At 69.0% G+C, this 15319-nt stretch carries 11 protein-coding genes; 6 read left to right on the top strand and 5 right to left on the bottom strand.

What is annotated here, in order from left to right; all coding sequences use genetic code 11:
* Window positions 1-61: 61 nt before the first annotated feature.
* Entirely contained in the window at window positions 62-727 is a 666-nt protein-coding gene (locus J3U95_RS18200) for a methyltransferase domain-containing protein (protein WP_208280077.1), read from the top strand.
* Here the strand turns inward: J3U95_RS18200 and J3U95_RS18195 are convergent.
* From J3U95_RS18195 to hepT, 5 genes are all read right to left on the bottom strand, one after another.
* A complete protein-coding gene (locus tag J3U95_RS18195) occupies window positions 720-3440 on the bottom strand; it encodes an HAD-IC family P-type ATPase (RefSeq protein ID WP_208280076.1) in 2721 nt (906 codons plus the stop codon). The two genes, J3U95_RS18200 and J3U95_RS18195, sit on opposite strands and share 8 nt — an antisense overlap.
* A gap of 95 nt (window positions 3441-3535) precedes the next feature.
* Window positions 3536-6355, bottom strand: coding sequence for an Hsp70 family protein (locus J3U95_RS18190; RefSeq protein ID WP_208280075.1), 2820 nt, complete (start codon window positions 6353-6355; stop codon window positions 3536-3538).
* Window positions 6352-8208, bottom strand: coding sequence for an Hsp70 family protein (locus J3U95_RS18185; RefSeq protein WP_208280074.1), 1857 nt, complete (start codon window positions 8206-8208; stop codon window positions 6352-6354). Before J3U95_RS18185 ends, J3U95_RS18190 begins: the two co-directional genes overlap by 4 nt.
* Window positions 8205-8789 (bottom strand): DUF2760 domain-containing protein, encoded by a 585-nt coding sequence (locus J3U95_RS18180; RefSeq protein WP_208280073.1) that lies wholly within the window; start codon window positions 8787-8789, stop codon window positions 8205-8207. Before J3U95_RS18180 ends, J3U95_RS18185 begins: the two co-directional genes overlap by 4 nt.
* 126 nt (window positions 8790-8915) lie before the next feature.
* Window positions 8916-9335, bottom strand: coding sequence for a type VII toxin-antitoxin system HepT family RNase toxin (gene hepT / locus J3U95_RS18175; RefSeq protein WP_208280072.1), 420 nt, complete (start codon window positions 9333-9335; stop codon window positions 8916-8918).
* A 161-nt stretch (window positions 9336-9496) separates the two neighbouring features.
* Between hepT and J3U95_RS18170 the strand changes: the two genes are divergently transcribed.
* From J3U95_RS18170 to J3U95_RS18150, 5 genes are read left to right on the top strand one after another with little or no spacing between them, the layout of a single operon-like run.
* Window positions 9497-10279, top strand: a complete 783-nt coding sequence (locus tag J3U95_RS18170) for a 3-hydroxybutyrate dehydrogenase (protein WP_208280071.1) — start codon at window positions 9497-9499, stop codon at window positions 10277-10279.
* A 24-nt stretch (window positions 10280-10303) separates the two neighbouring features.
* On the top strand, window positions 10304-11455 hold the full coding sequence (locus J3U95_RS18165; protein ID WP_208280070.1) for an AI-2E family transporter: 1152 nt from the start codon (window positions 10304-10306) through the stop codon (window positions 11453-11455).
* Between the two features lie 2 nt (window positions 11456-11457).
* Window positions 11458-13047 carry an efflux transporter outer membrane subunit gene (locus tag J3U95_RS18160; RefSeq protein WP_208280069.1) on the top strand — a complete coding sequence of 530 codons (1590 nt, stop codon included), beginning with the start codon at window positions 11458-11460 and terminating at the stop codon, window positions 13045-13047.
* Window positions 13044-14216 (top strand): HlyD family secretion protein, encoded by a 1173-nt coding sequence (locus tag J3U95_RS18155; protein ID WP_208280068.1) that lies wholly within the window; start codon window positions 13044-13046, stop codon window positions 14214-14216. Before J3U95_RS18160 ends, J3U95_RS18155 begins: the two co-directional genes overlap by 4 nt.
* Before the next feature lie 2 nt (window positions 14217-14218).
* On the top strand, window positions 14219-15226 hold the full coding sequence (locus J3U95_RS18150) for a DUF2955 domain-containing protein (protein ID WP_208280067.1): 1008 nt from the start codon (window positions 14219-14221) through the stop codon (window positions 15224-15226).
* Window positions 15227-15319: the final 93 nt, after the last annotated feature.

Below are 15319 nucleotides of genomic sequence, written 5' to 3'. Positions count from 1 at the left end.
CACGACCGCCGTGCCGGGACGATGCGTCCGCTTGGTGCATAATCGGTGCCAAGGAGGGAATATGGCCAGTCATACCGATGCAGCAATCCTCGAATCGTGGTCGCGCAATGCGACTCCCTGGACCAGTGCGGTGCGTAGCGGAGAGATCGAGAGCCGCACCCTGGTGACCAATGCCGCCATCGTCGAGGCGGTGCGCGCGCGTGCGCCGCGCACAGGCGTCGATCTCGGCTGCGGCGAAGGCTGGCTGGTGCGCGCGCTGCCAGAGGTGGAAATGGTTGGCGTGGATGCGATCGCCGGTCTCGTCGACCAAGCCCGTGCCGCCGGCGGCGGCGACTTCCGCGTGCTGTCGTATGAAGAGATCGCGGCCGGCGAGCTGGCGCTGGCGGCCGACGTCGCCGTCGCCAACTTCTCGCTGATCGGACATGAAGCGGTCGACGGCCTGTTCGCCGCCGCGCCGACCTATCTGCGGGCCGGCGGAACGCTGATCGTGCAGACCGTCCACCCCTTGATGGCCTGCGGCGACGCGCCCTACGCCGACGGCTGGCGCGCGGGCAGCTGGGCCGGTTTCAGCACTGACTTCCAGGACGCGCCGCCCTGGTACTTCCGCACGATCTCGAGCTGGATCGCGCTGTTCGAGCGGCACGGCCTGCGCGTGGTCGAGATGCGCGAGCCGCTGCATCCGCGCACCGGCACGCCGGTGTCGCTGATCCTGGCCGGCGTCAGCTGATCTCCGCGAACACATTCCAGCGCCGCAGCAGCAGCTTCTCGACCTCGAGCACCACCATGAACGCCAGCCCGATGCCGAGGATCGCCACGCCGTCCACGAACGCCACGGCGCGGGTATCGAACAGCGCCTGCATCCACGGCAGGTAGGTGAACGCCAATTGCGCCACCACCACGAGCGCGATCGCCCACAGGACCGCCGGCGTGCCGCGCGCGCCGCGCCAGGTGAACGAGCGCATGTGCAGGTAGCGCACATTGAACAAGTAGAAAATCTCCAGCACGCACAGCATATTGACCACCATCGTGCGCGCCGCCTCGGTTTGCAATCCGCGGCGTTCGGCCCAGGCCATCACGGCGAACACGCCGGCGGTGAACAGCACCGACACGAAGGCCACCCGCCACAGCATGAAGGGCGACAGCAGCGGCGCCTGCGGATCACGCGGCCGGCGTCCCATCACGCCCGGCTCGGCCGGCTCGAAGGCCAGCACCAGGCCGAGCGTGATGGTCAGGATCATGTTGATCCATAAAATCTGCGGTGGCGTCATCGGTAGGGTCAGGCCCAGCACCAGCGCCGCGACGATGGCCAGCACCTCGCCGCCGTTTGTCGGCAGGGTCCAGGCGATGACCTTGCGGATGTTGTCGTAGACGGTGCGTCCCTCGCTCACGGCCGCCACGATGGAGGCGAAGTTGTCGTCGGCCAGCACGATTTGCGCCGCTTCCTTGGCCGCCTCGGTGCCCTTGTTGCCCATGGCGATGCCGACGTTGGCCTGCTTGAGCGACGGGGCGTCGTTGACGCCGTCGCCCGTCATCGCCACCACCTCGCCCTCGGCCTGCAGCGCGCGCACCACGCGCAGCTTGTGGGCGGGATTGGTGCGGGCGAAGACGTGGGTGCGGCGCGCCAGGGTCCGCAGCTCGGCGTCGGACACGGCATCGACGTCCCGGCCGGTCGCCACCACCGGCTGTTCGGCGAGGCCAAGTTGGGCGGCGATGGCGGCGGCGGTCGCGCCATGGTCGCCGGTGATCATCTTGACCGCGATGCCGGCGCTGCGGCAATCGGCGATCGCGGCCAGCGCCTCGGGACGCGGCGGATCGATGAAGCCGACCAGCCCCAGGAACACCAGCTCGTCCACGACATCGAAGTCCAGCTGCTGCGGCGCATGCGCGAAGCGGCGCAGGGCGAAGCCCAGCACGCGCTCGCCGCTGGAGGCTGCGGAGGCGATCTGGGCTTCCCACCAGGCGGCGTCCAGCGGCAGCCGTGCGCCGGCCGCATCGAGCTGGCTGCCGCTCATGGCCAGCACGCGCTCCGGCGCGCCCTTGACGAACAGTTCGGCGCCGCCGTCGGCCAGGCCGTGCAGGGTGGCCATGAAGCGGTGCTGGGCGTCGAACGGGATCTCGTCGGCGCGTGGATGGCCGGCGCGCAAGGCGTCCGGCTCCAGGCCGGCCTTCATCGCCAGCGCCACCAGCGCGCCTTCCATCGGATCGCCATCGACCCGCCAGCCATTCTCACCCTCGTGCAGGTGGGCGTCGTTGCACAGCAGGCCGGCTTCGACCAGATGGCGCGCGTTGGCCGGCAGGCCGGCGCCATCCTCGGGCAGCTCGAAAGTGCCGACGGGCGAATAGCCCGCGCCGCTCACGCCGATGCTGGCCGCTTCCGTCACCACGCGGCAGGCCGTCATCTCGTTGCGGGTCAGGGTGCCGGTCTTGTCGGAGCAGATCACGGTGGTCGCGCCCAGCGTTTCCACCGCCGGCAGGCGGCGCACGATGGCGTGGCGCGCGGCCATGCGCTGCACGCCGATGGCGAGGGTAATGGTGATCACGGCCGGCAGGCCTTCCGGCACCAGCGCCACCGCGATCGCCACCACCATCATCAGCGCTTCGACCCAGTCCATCCCTTTCACACCGACCGCATAGGCGAACAGCAGCGCGGCGACGGCGATCGACAGCACCGTGAAGCGCCGCCCGAAGCCGTTGATCTGGCGTAGCAGGGGCGTGGTAAGCGGCTCGACCTTGCCGAGCATGGTGCTGATGCGGCCGATCTCGGTATGGCTGCCGGTGGCGACCACCAAGCCGAGGCCCTGGCCGGCGGCGACGAGCGTGCCGGAATACGCCATGCCTTCGCGGTCTCCCAGCGCCGCATTGGCGTCGACGGCGTGGCCGGTCTTGACGCTGGCCACCGATTCGCCGGTGAGGATCGCTTCGTCGACCAGCAGGGCCCGGGCGCGCAGCAGCCGCAGGTCGGCGGGGACGCGGTCGCCGGCTTCGAGCAGCACCACGTCGCCCGGCGCCAGCGCGGCCACCGGGACGGTCGCGTGCTGGCCGGCGCGCACCACGCGCGCAGTGGGCGCCAGCATGGCCAGCAGGGCGCCGAGGGCTTGCTCCGCCTTGCCTTCCTGGACGAAGCCGACGATGGCGTTCACGGTGACCACGCCGACGATCACGGCGGCGTCGACCCAGTGCCCGAGCACGGCGGCCAGCGTTGCGGCGGCGAGCAGGAACAGGATCAGGCCATTATTGAATTGCAGCAGAAAGCGCAGGAGGGCGGGCGTGCGCGGTGGAGAGGGCAGCGTGTTGGGACCGTGCAGCGCCAGGCGGCGCGCAGCTTCGGCCGGGTCGAGCCCGTCGGGTGTGGAGGCCAGCTGGCGCAGGATGGCGTCGGCCGGCATCGCATGCCAGTCTTCGACCGGCGCGGAAGGGACAGAGGACGTGGTCATGGACATGCAGGGAAGCGATTCCCTGATTACCTGATGAGCAAAACTTAGCATAGTAAGTTTTGCTCTTCAAGGTATCCCGACCTGGATGCTTGGGTATGGCGTCAGCGCAGCAGTTTCAATCCCGGCGGCAAGGCGTCGCCCAGCAAGCGCGTCTCGACGGCCTGGTCCAGTTCCACCACCTCGCGCACCATCGCCGTCCACATCGGCGGCGCGCCGCTGGCGGCCAGGCGGCGCAGCACATCTTCGCGCACCGTTTCGCCGATGTCGCGCGAGCGGTCGCCCGTCATGCGCGCGATGTGGGCGGCGGCGAAGCCGGCCGGCTCCACCTTGCGCCAGTCCAGTTGCAGCAGTTTTACCAGCCAGCTTTCGGCTACGTCGGGCGGCGCCACTTCGTGGGCGCTCGACTGGAACGACTGGCGCGCGCCGACCCGGCCCAGGGCCCACAGGTATCGCCCATAGCGCGCGCTGGCGCGGGCGTCGAGCTTGCCACCGGATGGGATGTCATCGATCTGCCCGAGCAGCCATTCGCCGATTTCGGCCTTGTAGGCCGACGGGATGCGTTCGAGCGAGGCGCCGACGCGCAGCATGTCTTCTTCGCCGCCGTCGACCAGGGTGACTGGTCGCCGTCCGCGCTCCGATTCGTCGGCTTGCAGGTTGAAGGCGAAATCGTCCAGCACGCGCAATTGCGATTCGGTCGACAGGCCGCCCGCCACCCGGCGCCACAGGGTCCACCATTCGGCGCGCACCTGGCTGTCCTTGTGGTGCTGGACGCCGCCCTCGAACATCGCCCACAACTGCTCCATGCGCCATTCGTCGAGCGGGTGGCCGAAGCCGGGACGCAGGCTGTAGCCGGCCAGGTTCAGCCAGGCGCGCTCGTGCTCGATTGATCGGCGCCGGCCTTTTGCGCGCGCCAGCATGGCGTCGAACAGGCGCCGCAGCAGGGGCGTGGTCCAGCGTTCGCGCGCCCCTAACAGGTGCTCCAGGCCGGCGCGCAGCTGTTTCACTTCCTTCGGGTCGACCTGTTTCGAGCGGGCGCCGAACACGCGCTCGATCTTCTCGATCGCCGCATCCAGCTCCAGGGGCAGCACTTCTTCCTGCGTGTCGCCGTCGCCGTCGTCATTGCCGCGCAGCTGGAAGGCAAGCTGCCAGCGCTGGCCGCCATCCTCGGCCACGCAATGCACGTCGAGCGTGCCGACTTCGCTCAGCGTCGTCACCAGCCGCACCGGGATCTCGGTCGGCGCACCGCGCGCGGCGCGCAGCACGGTGGCGATCGCCGGCAGGCGCACCACCTCGGATGGATCGAGATCGACCAGGTCGCCGGCCTGCGGCGGCGCGCCGCTGTCGGCGATGGTCGAGACCAGGTGGAAGCGCACCGGACGGCCCACGCGCAGCGCGAAGCTGCGGTCCGCCAGCGCCACCTCGAGTGCGGCCGGCGTGCCGCGCGGGAGCAGGCAGACGGTGCGCAGCTTGTCTTTCTGCGCCTCGCCATCGAGCAGCAGGTAGTAGCTGCGCGCGGCGCCGCTTTCGATGGCTGGGGCCAGGCCCTGGCGCGCCAGCGTATAGGCCACGGCGCCGCGGGCGACGGCGATGTCGGGGTTCTCGTTGTGCAGCACGCGGACTGAAGCAGCGCGCCACGCCGTCAATGTATCGACCAGCCGCTGCGCCAGCGCCGTGCCCCTGAACACGCCGCCGTTGAGCAGCACCGTGTCGGGCACTGGCAGCGTGCCGTCGTCAGGCAGGCCAAGCGCCTCGCGCGCGGCGGCCGCGTGCTGGCGCAGGAAGAGCGCCAGGTGGCGCGTGATGGCCGGGTCGCTCGCATACGGCAGGCCGAATTCGACGATGCCGCCGCGCGCGCGTTTTGCCTCATCCTGCGCCGCATTGAGCGGGAAGAAACCATCCAGCACGATGCGCTCGATGTCCTCTTGCCGCAGGTCGGCCTTGCGGCTGGCGCCGATCAGGCGGCTGCCGGCGCCGAGCAGGGTGACGGTGACGCTATCAGGCGCTCCGTCGGCCAGCAGTTGCTCCTTCGCGGCGCGGCAGCGTTCGGTGAGCTGGGCCAGGCGCGCGCTCGACAGGCGGGTGCGCGTGGCGTCTTCGCCAGCCTGTTCGGCCATGCGTGACTCGACCAGGTGGGCCAGCGCCAGGTCCATATTGTCGCCGCCCAGGATCAGGTGGTTGCCCACGCCGATGCGGGTGAGCGACGGCTCGCCATCCCTGGTTTCGACCTTGACCAGGCTGAAGTCGGTGGTGCCGCCACCGACGTCGGCCACCAGCACCAGGCGCGCATCACCGAGGTCCTGCGCCAGGGCGGTACGATGCCGGTACAGCCAGTCGTACAACGCCGCCTGCGGTTCTTCCAGCAGGCGCACGTCCGGCAGGCCGGCCTGCTTCGCCGCCTCCAGCGTCAGCGCACGCGCGCCTTCGTCGAACGAGGCGGGGACCGTGAGCACGATCTGCTGGCGTTCCAATGGTTGCTTGGGGAAGCGCGTGTTCCATGCGGCGCGCAGGTGGGCCAGGTAGCTGGCGCTGGCCGCCACCGGCGACACCTTGGCCACGTCACCGTCTGCGCCCCAGGGCAGGATGGGCGCCATGCGGTCGACGCCGGGATGCGACAGCCAGCTCTTGGCGCTGGCCACCAGGCGCCCCGGCGTGGCCGCGCCGAGCGCGCGCGCCAGGCGGCCGAGGGCGACCTGTTCGACGCCGGCGACGTCGGGGATGTTCCAGGGGAGTTGCAGCTCGCCGGGCGCGAGTTCGTCCACGCCCGGGTGGTAGCGCATCGACGGCAGCAGCGGCGCGCCGGCGACTTCGCCGGGCGCCACCAACTGGTCGATCGAAAACAGCTCGATCGCGCCCTTGCCGTTGCGAGCAAAGGCCAGCACCGTGTTCGTGGTGCCGAGGTCGATGCCTACCAGGTACGTCACGAGGCGTCGGGTGCGCTACGAACGTCGAATTCGACCTTCCAGCGCTGGCCGTCACGGGCGACAGCCGCCAGTTCCAGCGTGCCGGCGTCAGTGGCCAGCGCATGCAGTTTCACCTGCACGACTTCGCCGGCCACACGGCCCTCGGCCGGCAAGGTGGCCTGGATTTCGTTCAGTTCCTGCAGCTCGTCCGGACCCCAGAATTCCAGCACCTCGCCGATGCGGTCCTGGCGGCGCACGGTGGAGTCGAAGAAGCGGAAGGTCACCGGCTCGCCGATCACCAGGCCGAATTCCTGGCCCGGCAATTCGAGCTCGCTGCCTTCTTCCATGCCGAACGGCGCCACGCACAAGGCTTCCAGCGGCGGCTCCATGCCGGGGATGGCCGGCATCGACGATTCGACCCCGACGTAGTAGGAACGCGCCGTGCCGCCGCGGATGCGCACGCCGCCGCCACGCCGGGCATAGCTGAAATAGGCCGCGCCGCGCGCGACGGCCAGATCGAGGTCGGCGCCTTCGAGCATGCGTGCCGGCTCCGCGCCTTCCATGTACAGCCAGTCGTTGATGGTGTCCATCACGCGCTGGGCCAGGATGCCCGACTTGAACACGCCGCCGTTGAACAGCACCGCGCTCGGATGCAGGAAGGTATGTTCCGCATTCACGCGACCGTTGAAACCTTCGAGTTCGGCGGTGGCGCCGGCCTGGCGCGCCAGGAAGGCGGCCAGGTGGCGCGTGATCGCGGCGTCCTGCGCATACGGCAGGCCGAGCTGGGTCAGGCCGGCGCGGGCGCGCACGGCCGGACGTGCCGACGCTTCCACGCGCGGGAAGAAACCATCCGTGATGAAGGACGTGACTTCCTCGCGGGTGAGTTCGGTGCGGATCGAGCCGCCGATCAGCTTCGAGCCGCGGCTCGGCACCACGATCGGATGGGTGGTGGCGTTGGGATTGGCCAGCAGTTCTTCCTTGGCGCTGCGGCAGCCATAGGTGAGAGCGCGCATCTGCCAGGCGTCGAGCTGCGTTCCATTGGTGGCGAGCTTGCGCGCCACGAAGTGGGCCAGGGCCAGGTCCATATTGTCGCCGCCCAGCAGGATGTGGTCGCCCACGGCCACGCGGTGCGGTTCGAGCTTGCCGTCGCGTTCCAGGATCGCGATCAGCGAGAAGTCGCTGGTGCCGCCGCCGACGTCGACCACCAGGATGATGTCGCCCGGTGCTACCTGCTTGCGCCAGCGGCCGCCGCTGCCCTGGATCCAGCTGTACAGGGCCGCCTGCGGCTCCTCCAGCAGGGTGGGGGCGAAGCCGGCCTGGCGCGCCGCTTCCGCGGTCAGTTCGCGCGCGGCAGGATCGAACGAGGCGGGAATGGTGACCGTGACCGATTGCTGGTCGAACGGCGCTTCCGGGTGCGCCGTGTTCCAGGCCTGGCGCAGGTGTTCGAGGTAGCGGGTCGATGCCGCCAGCGGCGACACCTTGGTGACTTCTTCAGGCGCGTCCTGCGGCAGGATCGCGGCGCGGCGGTCCACGCCAGGGTGGCACAGCCAGCTCTTGGCCGACGACACCAGGCGGATCGGCGTGGTGGCGCCGCGGCTGCGCGCCATTTCGCCGGCGACGGCCGTCTCTTCGCCCTGGCTCCAGGGAAGGGCGCGTTCGCCGGCCGGCATCTCGTCCGGGTGCGGCAGGTAGAGGAAGGACGGCAGCAGCGGCAGCGCCTCGATCGTGCCGGGGGCGGTCAGCTGGGGGATCGGCAGCACGGCGTCGACGGCCTTCTCGCCTTCGCTGGCCTGCAGGTCGACATACGAGAGGGCGCTGTGGGTGGTGCCCAGGTCGATGCCGATGGCATAGCGTGCGTTGTCAGGCTGGCTCACAGTTCCACCTCCGCCGGGGCCAGCACGCGCGCATCGTGGCTCTCGGCCAGCTGCGGCAGCGTGACCTTGGCCGCGCGCCAGCCGCGGTGGCTCAAGGTGCCGGTGAACGGCGCCTTGCCGACCACATTGCCGGTCAGGCGCACGCTGGCGGCGTCGAAGCCTTCGTTCAGGGTGACGCGGCTGCCTTCGGATTCAAGGCGCACCGGTTCGATCGCGAAATGCTCGCGCAGCACGCGCGCGCAGCCTTCGTGCACGACGCGGGCGGCGGCGCCGATGTCGGCGTCCGAATAAGCGGAGAGATTTTCGTGGGCGAAGTCGATCAGGCGCGCTTCGCGCTGGAATAGGCTCAGCAGTTGCAGGGCCGAATCCGGGGTTGGCGCGCGCAGTGGCGTCGGGGCCGGGGCTGGGGTCGGGACAGGGGCCGGCGCCGGGGTAGGCGCCGGCGCCGGTGCGGCGGTCGGGCCGACACCGTCATCGCGCACGCGCGCGGCGAACTCGGCGTCGCCGAGGGACTTGAACAGGGCGCCGAAGGCGATCGACAGGCGGCTGAAGAAGCCGGGCAGATTGGAAGGTGTGCTCATTTTTTTCTTGGTAATCAGGTGCGGGATGGCTGGCTGTCATGTCGGACAATGGGAGAGCCACCCCCGGAAAAAGGCGAATCATACCAGTTGGCGCCTGTTTTTCGCGCCGACAACTGGCTGGAAAGTCTATTCGATGATACGGGCGCCGCCCAGCAAGGCAGCCGAATAATCGGTGAAATCGTCGAGGCCGCGTTTGACGATGGTCACCAGGGCCGGCAGCGGTGACGCCTGATGATCCCATTCGGCGCGGCAGAACTCGCCGGTGCGCTTGAGATCCTCGGCCAGGGTGGGCGCGATCCAGCCGTGCTCTGCCAGCAGGGTGATGACTTCGCGCTCGTCCTGCGGCAGGCCGAGACGGGCGTTGCCGATCACATAGTCGCCCATTTCGATCGCCGCTTCCCAGGCGCGGATCACGTTCAGGGTGGCGGCATCCTGGCGCGTGATGTCATCAGGGAAAGTATCCGGGTTTTTTTCATACTCGTCGCGGGCACGCCGGCAGCAGCGTTCGATGGTGCCGGCCTTGCTGACCAGAATGTCGTCATCCATGGCGTCTCCGTTTCGGTGGTCAAGGGCGAAACTACCCAGATGGTGGCAGTACGTCAATAAACAAGGTGCGGCGCCTGTCTTGCCAGGATCATGCGACCAAGGTCCAATTGTCCGAACCGGGCGAGCGGTCGAGCATCTGACAGGTATTCCAGGGAGATGTCATGAAGCTCGAAGGAAAAGTTGCCGTCATCACCGGCGCCGCCAGCGGCATCGGCAAGGAAATCGCGCTCACCTATGCGCGCGAAGGCGCGCGCATCGCCATCGCCGACCTCAACCTGGAGGCGGCCGAACTCGCCGCCGCCGGCATGCGCGACGCCGGCCACGAGGCGCTGGGCGTGGCCATGGACGTCGCCAATGAAGCGCAGGTCGAGGCCGGCATCGAGGCGGTGGTCGCGCAATGGGGCGGCATCGATATCCTGGTGAGCAATGCGGGCATCCAGATCGTGCATCCGATCGAGGCGTTTCCGTTTGCCGACTGGCGCAAGATGCTGGCGATTCACCTCGACGGCGCCTTCCTCACCACCCGCGCCTGCGTGCGGCATATGTACGCGGGCGGCCGTGGCGGCAGCATCATCTATATCGGTTCCGTGCACTCGAAGGAAGCGTCGGTGCTCAAGTCGGCCTATGTCACGGCCAAGCACGGGCTGGAAGGCCTGACCAGGGTCATGGCCAAGGAAGGCGCGCAGCATGGCGTGCGCGCCAACCTGATCGCGCCGGGCTTCGTGCGCACGCCTCTGGTCGACAAGCAGATTCCCGAGCAGGCGCGGGAGCTGGGCATCTCCGAGGACGAGGTCATCAAGAACGTGATGCTCAAGGAAACCGTCGATGGCGAGTTCACGACCGTCCAGGACGTTGCCCGGGTTGCGCTGTTCTTCGCCGCTTTCCCCTCGAATGCGCTCACCGGCCAGTCGCTGATCGTGAGCCATGGGTGGTTCATGGAGTAGGCCAGCAAAGAAAGGGACCGCCCCGTGAACGCCCCCGACAAGCTCGACACCAACCTCGAAGAACGCCTGTCGAGAAAGCTGCTGGATGTGTTCATCCGGGCCGGCATCGTGTTCGGTCTGGCGCTGCTGAGCTACCGCATCTTCGCTCCCTTCCTGTCGCTCATCGTCTGGTCGGTGGTCCTGGCGGTGACCTTGTATCCGGCGCACCAGAAGCTGGCGCAGCGTATGGCGGGCAAGCAGGGGCTGGCGGCCACCCTGCTGGTGATCGCCGGCATCGTGCTGATCGGGGTGCCGACGGCGATCCTGATGACCTCGCTCGGCGAATCGCTGCAGGACGCCGTCGCCAGCATCCGCTCCGGCACCCTGAAGGTTCCCGCGCCGTCGCCCAATGTGGCCGAATGGCCGCTGGTCGGCAAGCGCATCCACGAAGTATGGCTGGAGGCCTATACCGACTTGCCGGCGCTGCTGCGCAGCAGGCATGCGCAAGTGGCGGACCTGACCAGGAGGGCGCTGCAGGTGGTGGCCAGCATCGCCGGCGCGATGCTGGTGTTCCTGTTCTCGTTCATCATCGCCGGCATCATCATGGCCTGGGGCCGGGCGGGCGCCAACGCCATCAGGTCCATCTTCGTGCGCATGGTGGGCGTCGAGCGCGGTGAAGAGTTCGCCCTGCTGTGCACGTCGACCATCCGGGCGGTGGCCCTGGGCGTGCTGGGCGTGGCCTTCATCCAGGCCATCGTGATCGGCCTGGTGTTCATCATCGCCGGTGTGCCGTTCGCCGGCCTGCTGTCCCTGCTCATCCTGGTGCTGGGCATCGTGCAGGTGCCGGCCATCCTGGCGACCTTGCCGGTGATTATCTATCTCTGGACCAGCGGGGACTACGGCAGCACGCAGGCGATCACGTATTCCGTGCTGCTCCTGCTCGCCGGCTCGCTCGACAATGTGCTCAAGCCGCTGTTGCTGGGGCGCGGCGTGGATGCGCCGATGCCCGTGATCCTGCTCGGCGCCCTGGGCGGCCTGGCCAGCGCCGGCCTGCTGGGGATGTTCGTCGGCGCGGTCTTCCTGGCCCTGAGCTACCAGGCCTTCATGTGGTGGGTGGCGAACAGCCCCGATGCCGTGGCGCCGCCCGCGCCTGCGCCGGCGCCCGTGCCTGTTCCTGCGGCGGCGCCGCCGGAGTAGCCGTGCGCGGCGCGCTCGGGAAGCGGTCGGGCAGGGGCACGTTGACGCTGGCGGGCGCGGCGCTGCTGGGCGCCTGCACGACGGTCGGGCCCGACTTCGAACGTCCCGATATGCCGGCCGCGCTGGCTGGCTGGGACGGCGGCTCGCTGGCCTCGCTGAAATCCGGCGCCGGCGCGCAGGGACGCGGATCGACCCAGCAATGGTGGCGCGGTTTCGACGATGCCGTGCTCGACGCGCTGATCGCGGAGGCGCAGCGCGTGAACCCGACGGTGCGCGCCGCCGGCCTGCGCATCATGGAAGCGCGCGCCGAACTCGGGATTGCCGGCAGCACGCTCTATCCGCAGGGCCAGCAGCTCAGCGGCGAGTTGCTGCGCGTGGGGCAGCGGCGGGCAGGCGGGCCGGACAGCAGCCTGAGCAACTTCGACACCCATCTCGACATCAGCTGGGAACTCGATTTCTGGGGCAAGTTCAAGCGCGGCATCGAGGCGGCCGACGCCGGCTACCTGGCCAGCATCGCCCGCTACGACGACGTCCAGGTCTTGATGGCGGCCCAGGTGGCCAGCCTGTATTACACGATCCGCACCACCGAGGAGCGGCTGGCGATTGCGCGCGACAATGCGGCCTTGCAATTGCGCAGCTTGCAGATCACCGAGTTGCTGTTCCGCGGCGGCAACGAGGCCGAGCTGGATGTGCAGCAGGCCCGGACCTTGTACCTGGGCACCCTCGCCACGATCCCTCCGCTCGAGATCGGCCTGCGCCAGGCGCAGAACGCCTTGAGCACGCTGCTGGCGCGCGCGCCCGGCCCCCTGCCCGAGATGAGCCCGAGGGAGGACGGCCAGCGCACGATGACCAGGCTGCCTGTGGGCGTGGCGGCCGACCTGATTACCGAGCTGCCCGCCGATCTGCTGCGGCGGCGGCCGGACGTGCGGGCGGTGGAGATGCAGCTTGCCGCCCAGTCCGCCCTGATCGGCGTGAGCGCGGCCGAGCTCTATCCTTCGATCTCGCTATTGGGATCGGTGGGGCTGTCGGCCACCTCGCTGGATGGGGCGCCGCGGGTGCTGAACTGGGCGCTGGGCTCGGGCCTGCTGTGGAATGTGTTCGACCATGGCCGGCTGAGCAACGGCGTGCTGGTGCAGGACGCCCGCTTCCAGCAGCTCTATGAGCAGTACCAGGGGGCAGTGCTGAATGCGGCGCGCGAGGTCGACGATGCGGCCGCCGGCTTTGCCCGGACGGGCGCGCAGATCGTGCTGCTGGTGGATGGCGTCAAGGCCGCCCGGCGTTCGCTGGATATTGCCAGCTTTCAGTATCGCGAAGGCTTGACCGATTTCCAGCGCGTGCTCGATTCACAGCGCTCCCTGTATAGCCAACAAGAGCTCCTGGCCACGAGCCAGGGCAGCCTGGCGCAGAACCTGATCGCCCTCTATAAAGCCATGGGCGGGGGCTGGGAGCAGGGCAGGAGCCGCCCACCTGTGGACGAGGCGACCCGCGCCGTCATGGAGCGGCGCAGCGACTGGAAGGACGTCCTGCGCGCGCCCTTGCCGGCGCCCGGCGCCGAGGCCCTGCAGGCACCTGACGGAGGGCGCAGGCCATGAGCCCGGAACCGGTCAAGCTGGAACAGTCAGCGCCGCCCGGCGAGGGAGCGCCGACGCCCGTCCCGGCGGCATCCAGCGCGCCGGCGCCGGCGCGGCCGGGCAAGAAAAGCCGGGTGGGGATGATCGTCGTGCTGGCGCTGATCGTGGCCAGCCTGGGCTGGTATCTGGTGGCGGATCGCCTGACGCCGTACACCTCGCAGGCCCGGGTGCAGGCCTTCGTGGTGCCGGTGGCGTCCGAGGTGACGGGGATGGTGCACGAGGTCTACGTCAAGAACAACGACGAAGTAGAGGAAGGCCAGCTTCTGTTCCATATCGACCCCAGCACCTACCGCATCGCCCTGCGGCGCAGCCTGGCCGACTATGAATCGGTGCGGCGTTCGGTCAATGCCTCGGCGCTGGCGGTCAAGGCGGCCGCGGCGGCGCTGCAGGCCGCCAAGGCCATGCATGTGTTCGCCAAGCAGGATGCGGGCCGGATGGAGCAGATCTTTGCCGAAGACCCCGGCGCGCTGTCGATCCGCCGGGTCCAGAATGCGCGCGCTTCGCTGGCCACGGCGCGCAGCCAGGAAATCGCCGCCCAGGCGGAGCTGCGCCGCGCCGAGGAGGCGGCCGGCGATCCCGGAGAGCGCAATGCGCAGCTGCTCAGCGCCCGCGCGGCGGTCGAGAAGGCCGAGCTCGATCTCGAGCGCACCGCCGTGACCGCGCCCGCACGCGGCCTGGTGACCGACTTGCGCACCGATGTCGGCCAGGTCGTGCAGGCCGGTTCGGCGGCGATGACCCTGATCGCCGTCCACGACCTCTGGATCAGCGCCGACATGACCGAGAATAACCTCGGCAATATCGCGCCGGGCGACGAGGTCGCCATCGTGCTCGATGTCGTGCCAGGCAAGGTCTTGAAGGGGCGGGTGCGCAGCGTGGGCAGCGGGGTCAATGCGGGCCGGGAGGCCAAGGCCGGCACCTTGCCCGAGATCGACAACAGCCGCGACTGGCTGCGTCAGGCGCAGCGCTTTCCGGTCGCCGTGGAGTTCGATCCCTCCGAGCGCGCGCAGTTGCGCGCGGCCAGGATCGGGGGGCAGGCCGACGTGCTGGTGTATACGGATGACTACGGCCTGATGAACTGGCTGGGCGCCGTCTTCATCCGCCTGATGAGCTACCTTTCTTATCTTTATTGACGATGGAGCGCGCTGACAAGGCGGTCTTGCGGCTGGCGATCGGCCTGGCGCTGGCCGTGCTGCTCGCCTATGGCCTGGCGCTGCCGTCGCCGTTCGTGCTCTGCGTGATGACCGTGCTGATGTTGAGCAAGCCCGGGCCGCCGATGCCTTTGCTCAAGGGCCTGGTGATGGCCCTGCTGGTCGCCGCGGTGCTGGCGGCCGGCGTACTGATGGTGCCGCTGCTGGAGCATTACGCCAGCGTTGCGCTGCTGTTGACGGCGCTGCTGCTGTATGCGGTGTTCTTCGTCGGCCTGCAGAGCGGCAGCCCGCTGGCGAATATCGTGGCGATTGCCTTCACCCTGGTTCCGGTGGCCGGCGTGGTCGACCAGGCCCTGGTGCCGGCGATCAGCACCGCCATCGCGCTGGGGATGTTTCTCGGGGTGCTGGTCGGCAGCCTGTCGCATGCCTTGTTCCCTGATGGAGCGGACCCAGCCGCCAGGCCGGCGCCCCCCGCCGTTGCCGCGCACGCGGCCAGGTGGCGCGCCATGCAGGCCACGCTGGTGGTCATGCCGGTGCTGGTGATGGCCCTGATCCACCCGGCTTTCTACCTGTCCGCCATCATCAAGTCGGTGCTGCTGGGCCAGCAGGCCAGCTCGACCGGCGCGCGCTCGGCGGGGCGGGTGCTGGTCGGCTCGACCCTGGCGGGCGCGGGCATGGCTGTCGTGGCCTGGTTCGGCCTGGCCTTGTTGCCGACCCTGTGGATGCTGGTGCTGTGGATGGCCGCCGCCGCGCTCTGGAGCGGAGCCCGGCTGTTCGGCCTCAAGGCATCGTCGCTGCCACCCTCGTTCTGGAGCAATGCCCTGGTGACCATGCTGATCCTGCTGGGCCCGGCCATTGAGGATAGCGTGGTGGGGAAGGACGTCGGCCATGCCTCGCTGGTGCGGGTGAGCCTGTTCGTCATGCTCGCGCTGTATGCCTGGGCCATCGTGTGGGTGCTGGAGGGCTGGCGCGCATCGAGGTCGCTGGCTTGAATAGGCAGGTACCGAGAGACGTTTGTTTTTGGTCAATACCAGTGACCTAATTGGTATAGCCAAAATGAATAGGTCTTGCAAAACGCGACTTCA

Source organism: Massilia oculi (genome assembly GCF_017582745.1).
GTDB lineage: Bacteria > Pseudomonadota > Gammaproteobacteria > Burkholderiales > Burkholderiaceae_D > Telluria > Telluria oculi_A.
This window is presented reverse-complemented; position numbering and strand designations above follow the sequence as displayed.

Coding starts and splice junctions, on each gene's coding strand:
- J3U95_RS18200 (WP_208280077.1), top strand. CDS start 62: ATGGCCAGTCATACCGATGCAGCAATCCTCGAATCGTGGTCGCGCAAT.
- J3U95_RS18195 (WP_208280076.1), bottom strand. CDS start 3,440: ATGTCCATGACCACGTCCTCTGTCCCTTCCGCGCCGGTCGAAGACTGG.
- J3U95_RS18180 (WP_208280073.1), bottom strand. CDS start 8,789: ATGAGCACACCTTCCAATCTGCCCGGCTTCTTCAGCCGCCTGTCGATC.
- hepT (WP_208280072.1), bottom strand. CDS start 9,335: ATGGATGACGACATTCTGGTCAGCAAGGCCGGCACCATCGAACGCTGC.
- J3U95_RS18170 (WP_208280071.1), top strand. CDS start 9,497: ATGAAGCTCGAAGGAAAAGTTGCCGTCATCACCGGCGCCGCCAGCGGC.
- J3U95_RS18155 (WP_208280068.1), top strand. CDS start 13,044: ATGAGCCCGGAACCGGTCAAGCTGGAACAGTCAGCGCCGCCCGGCGAG.
- J3U95_RS18150 (WP_208280067.1), top strand. CDS start 14,219: ATGGAGCGCGCTGACAAGGCGGTCTTGCGGCTGGCGATCGGCCTGGCG.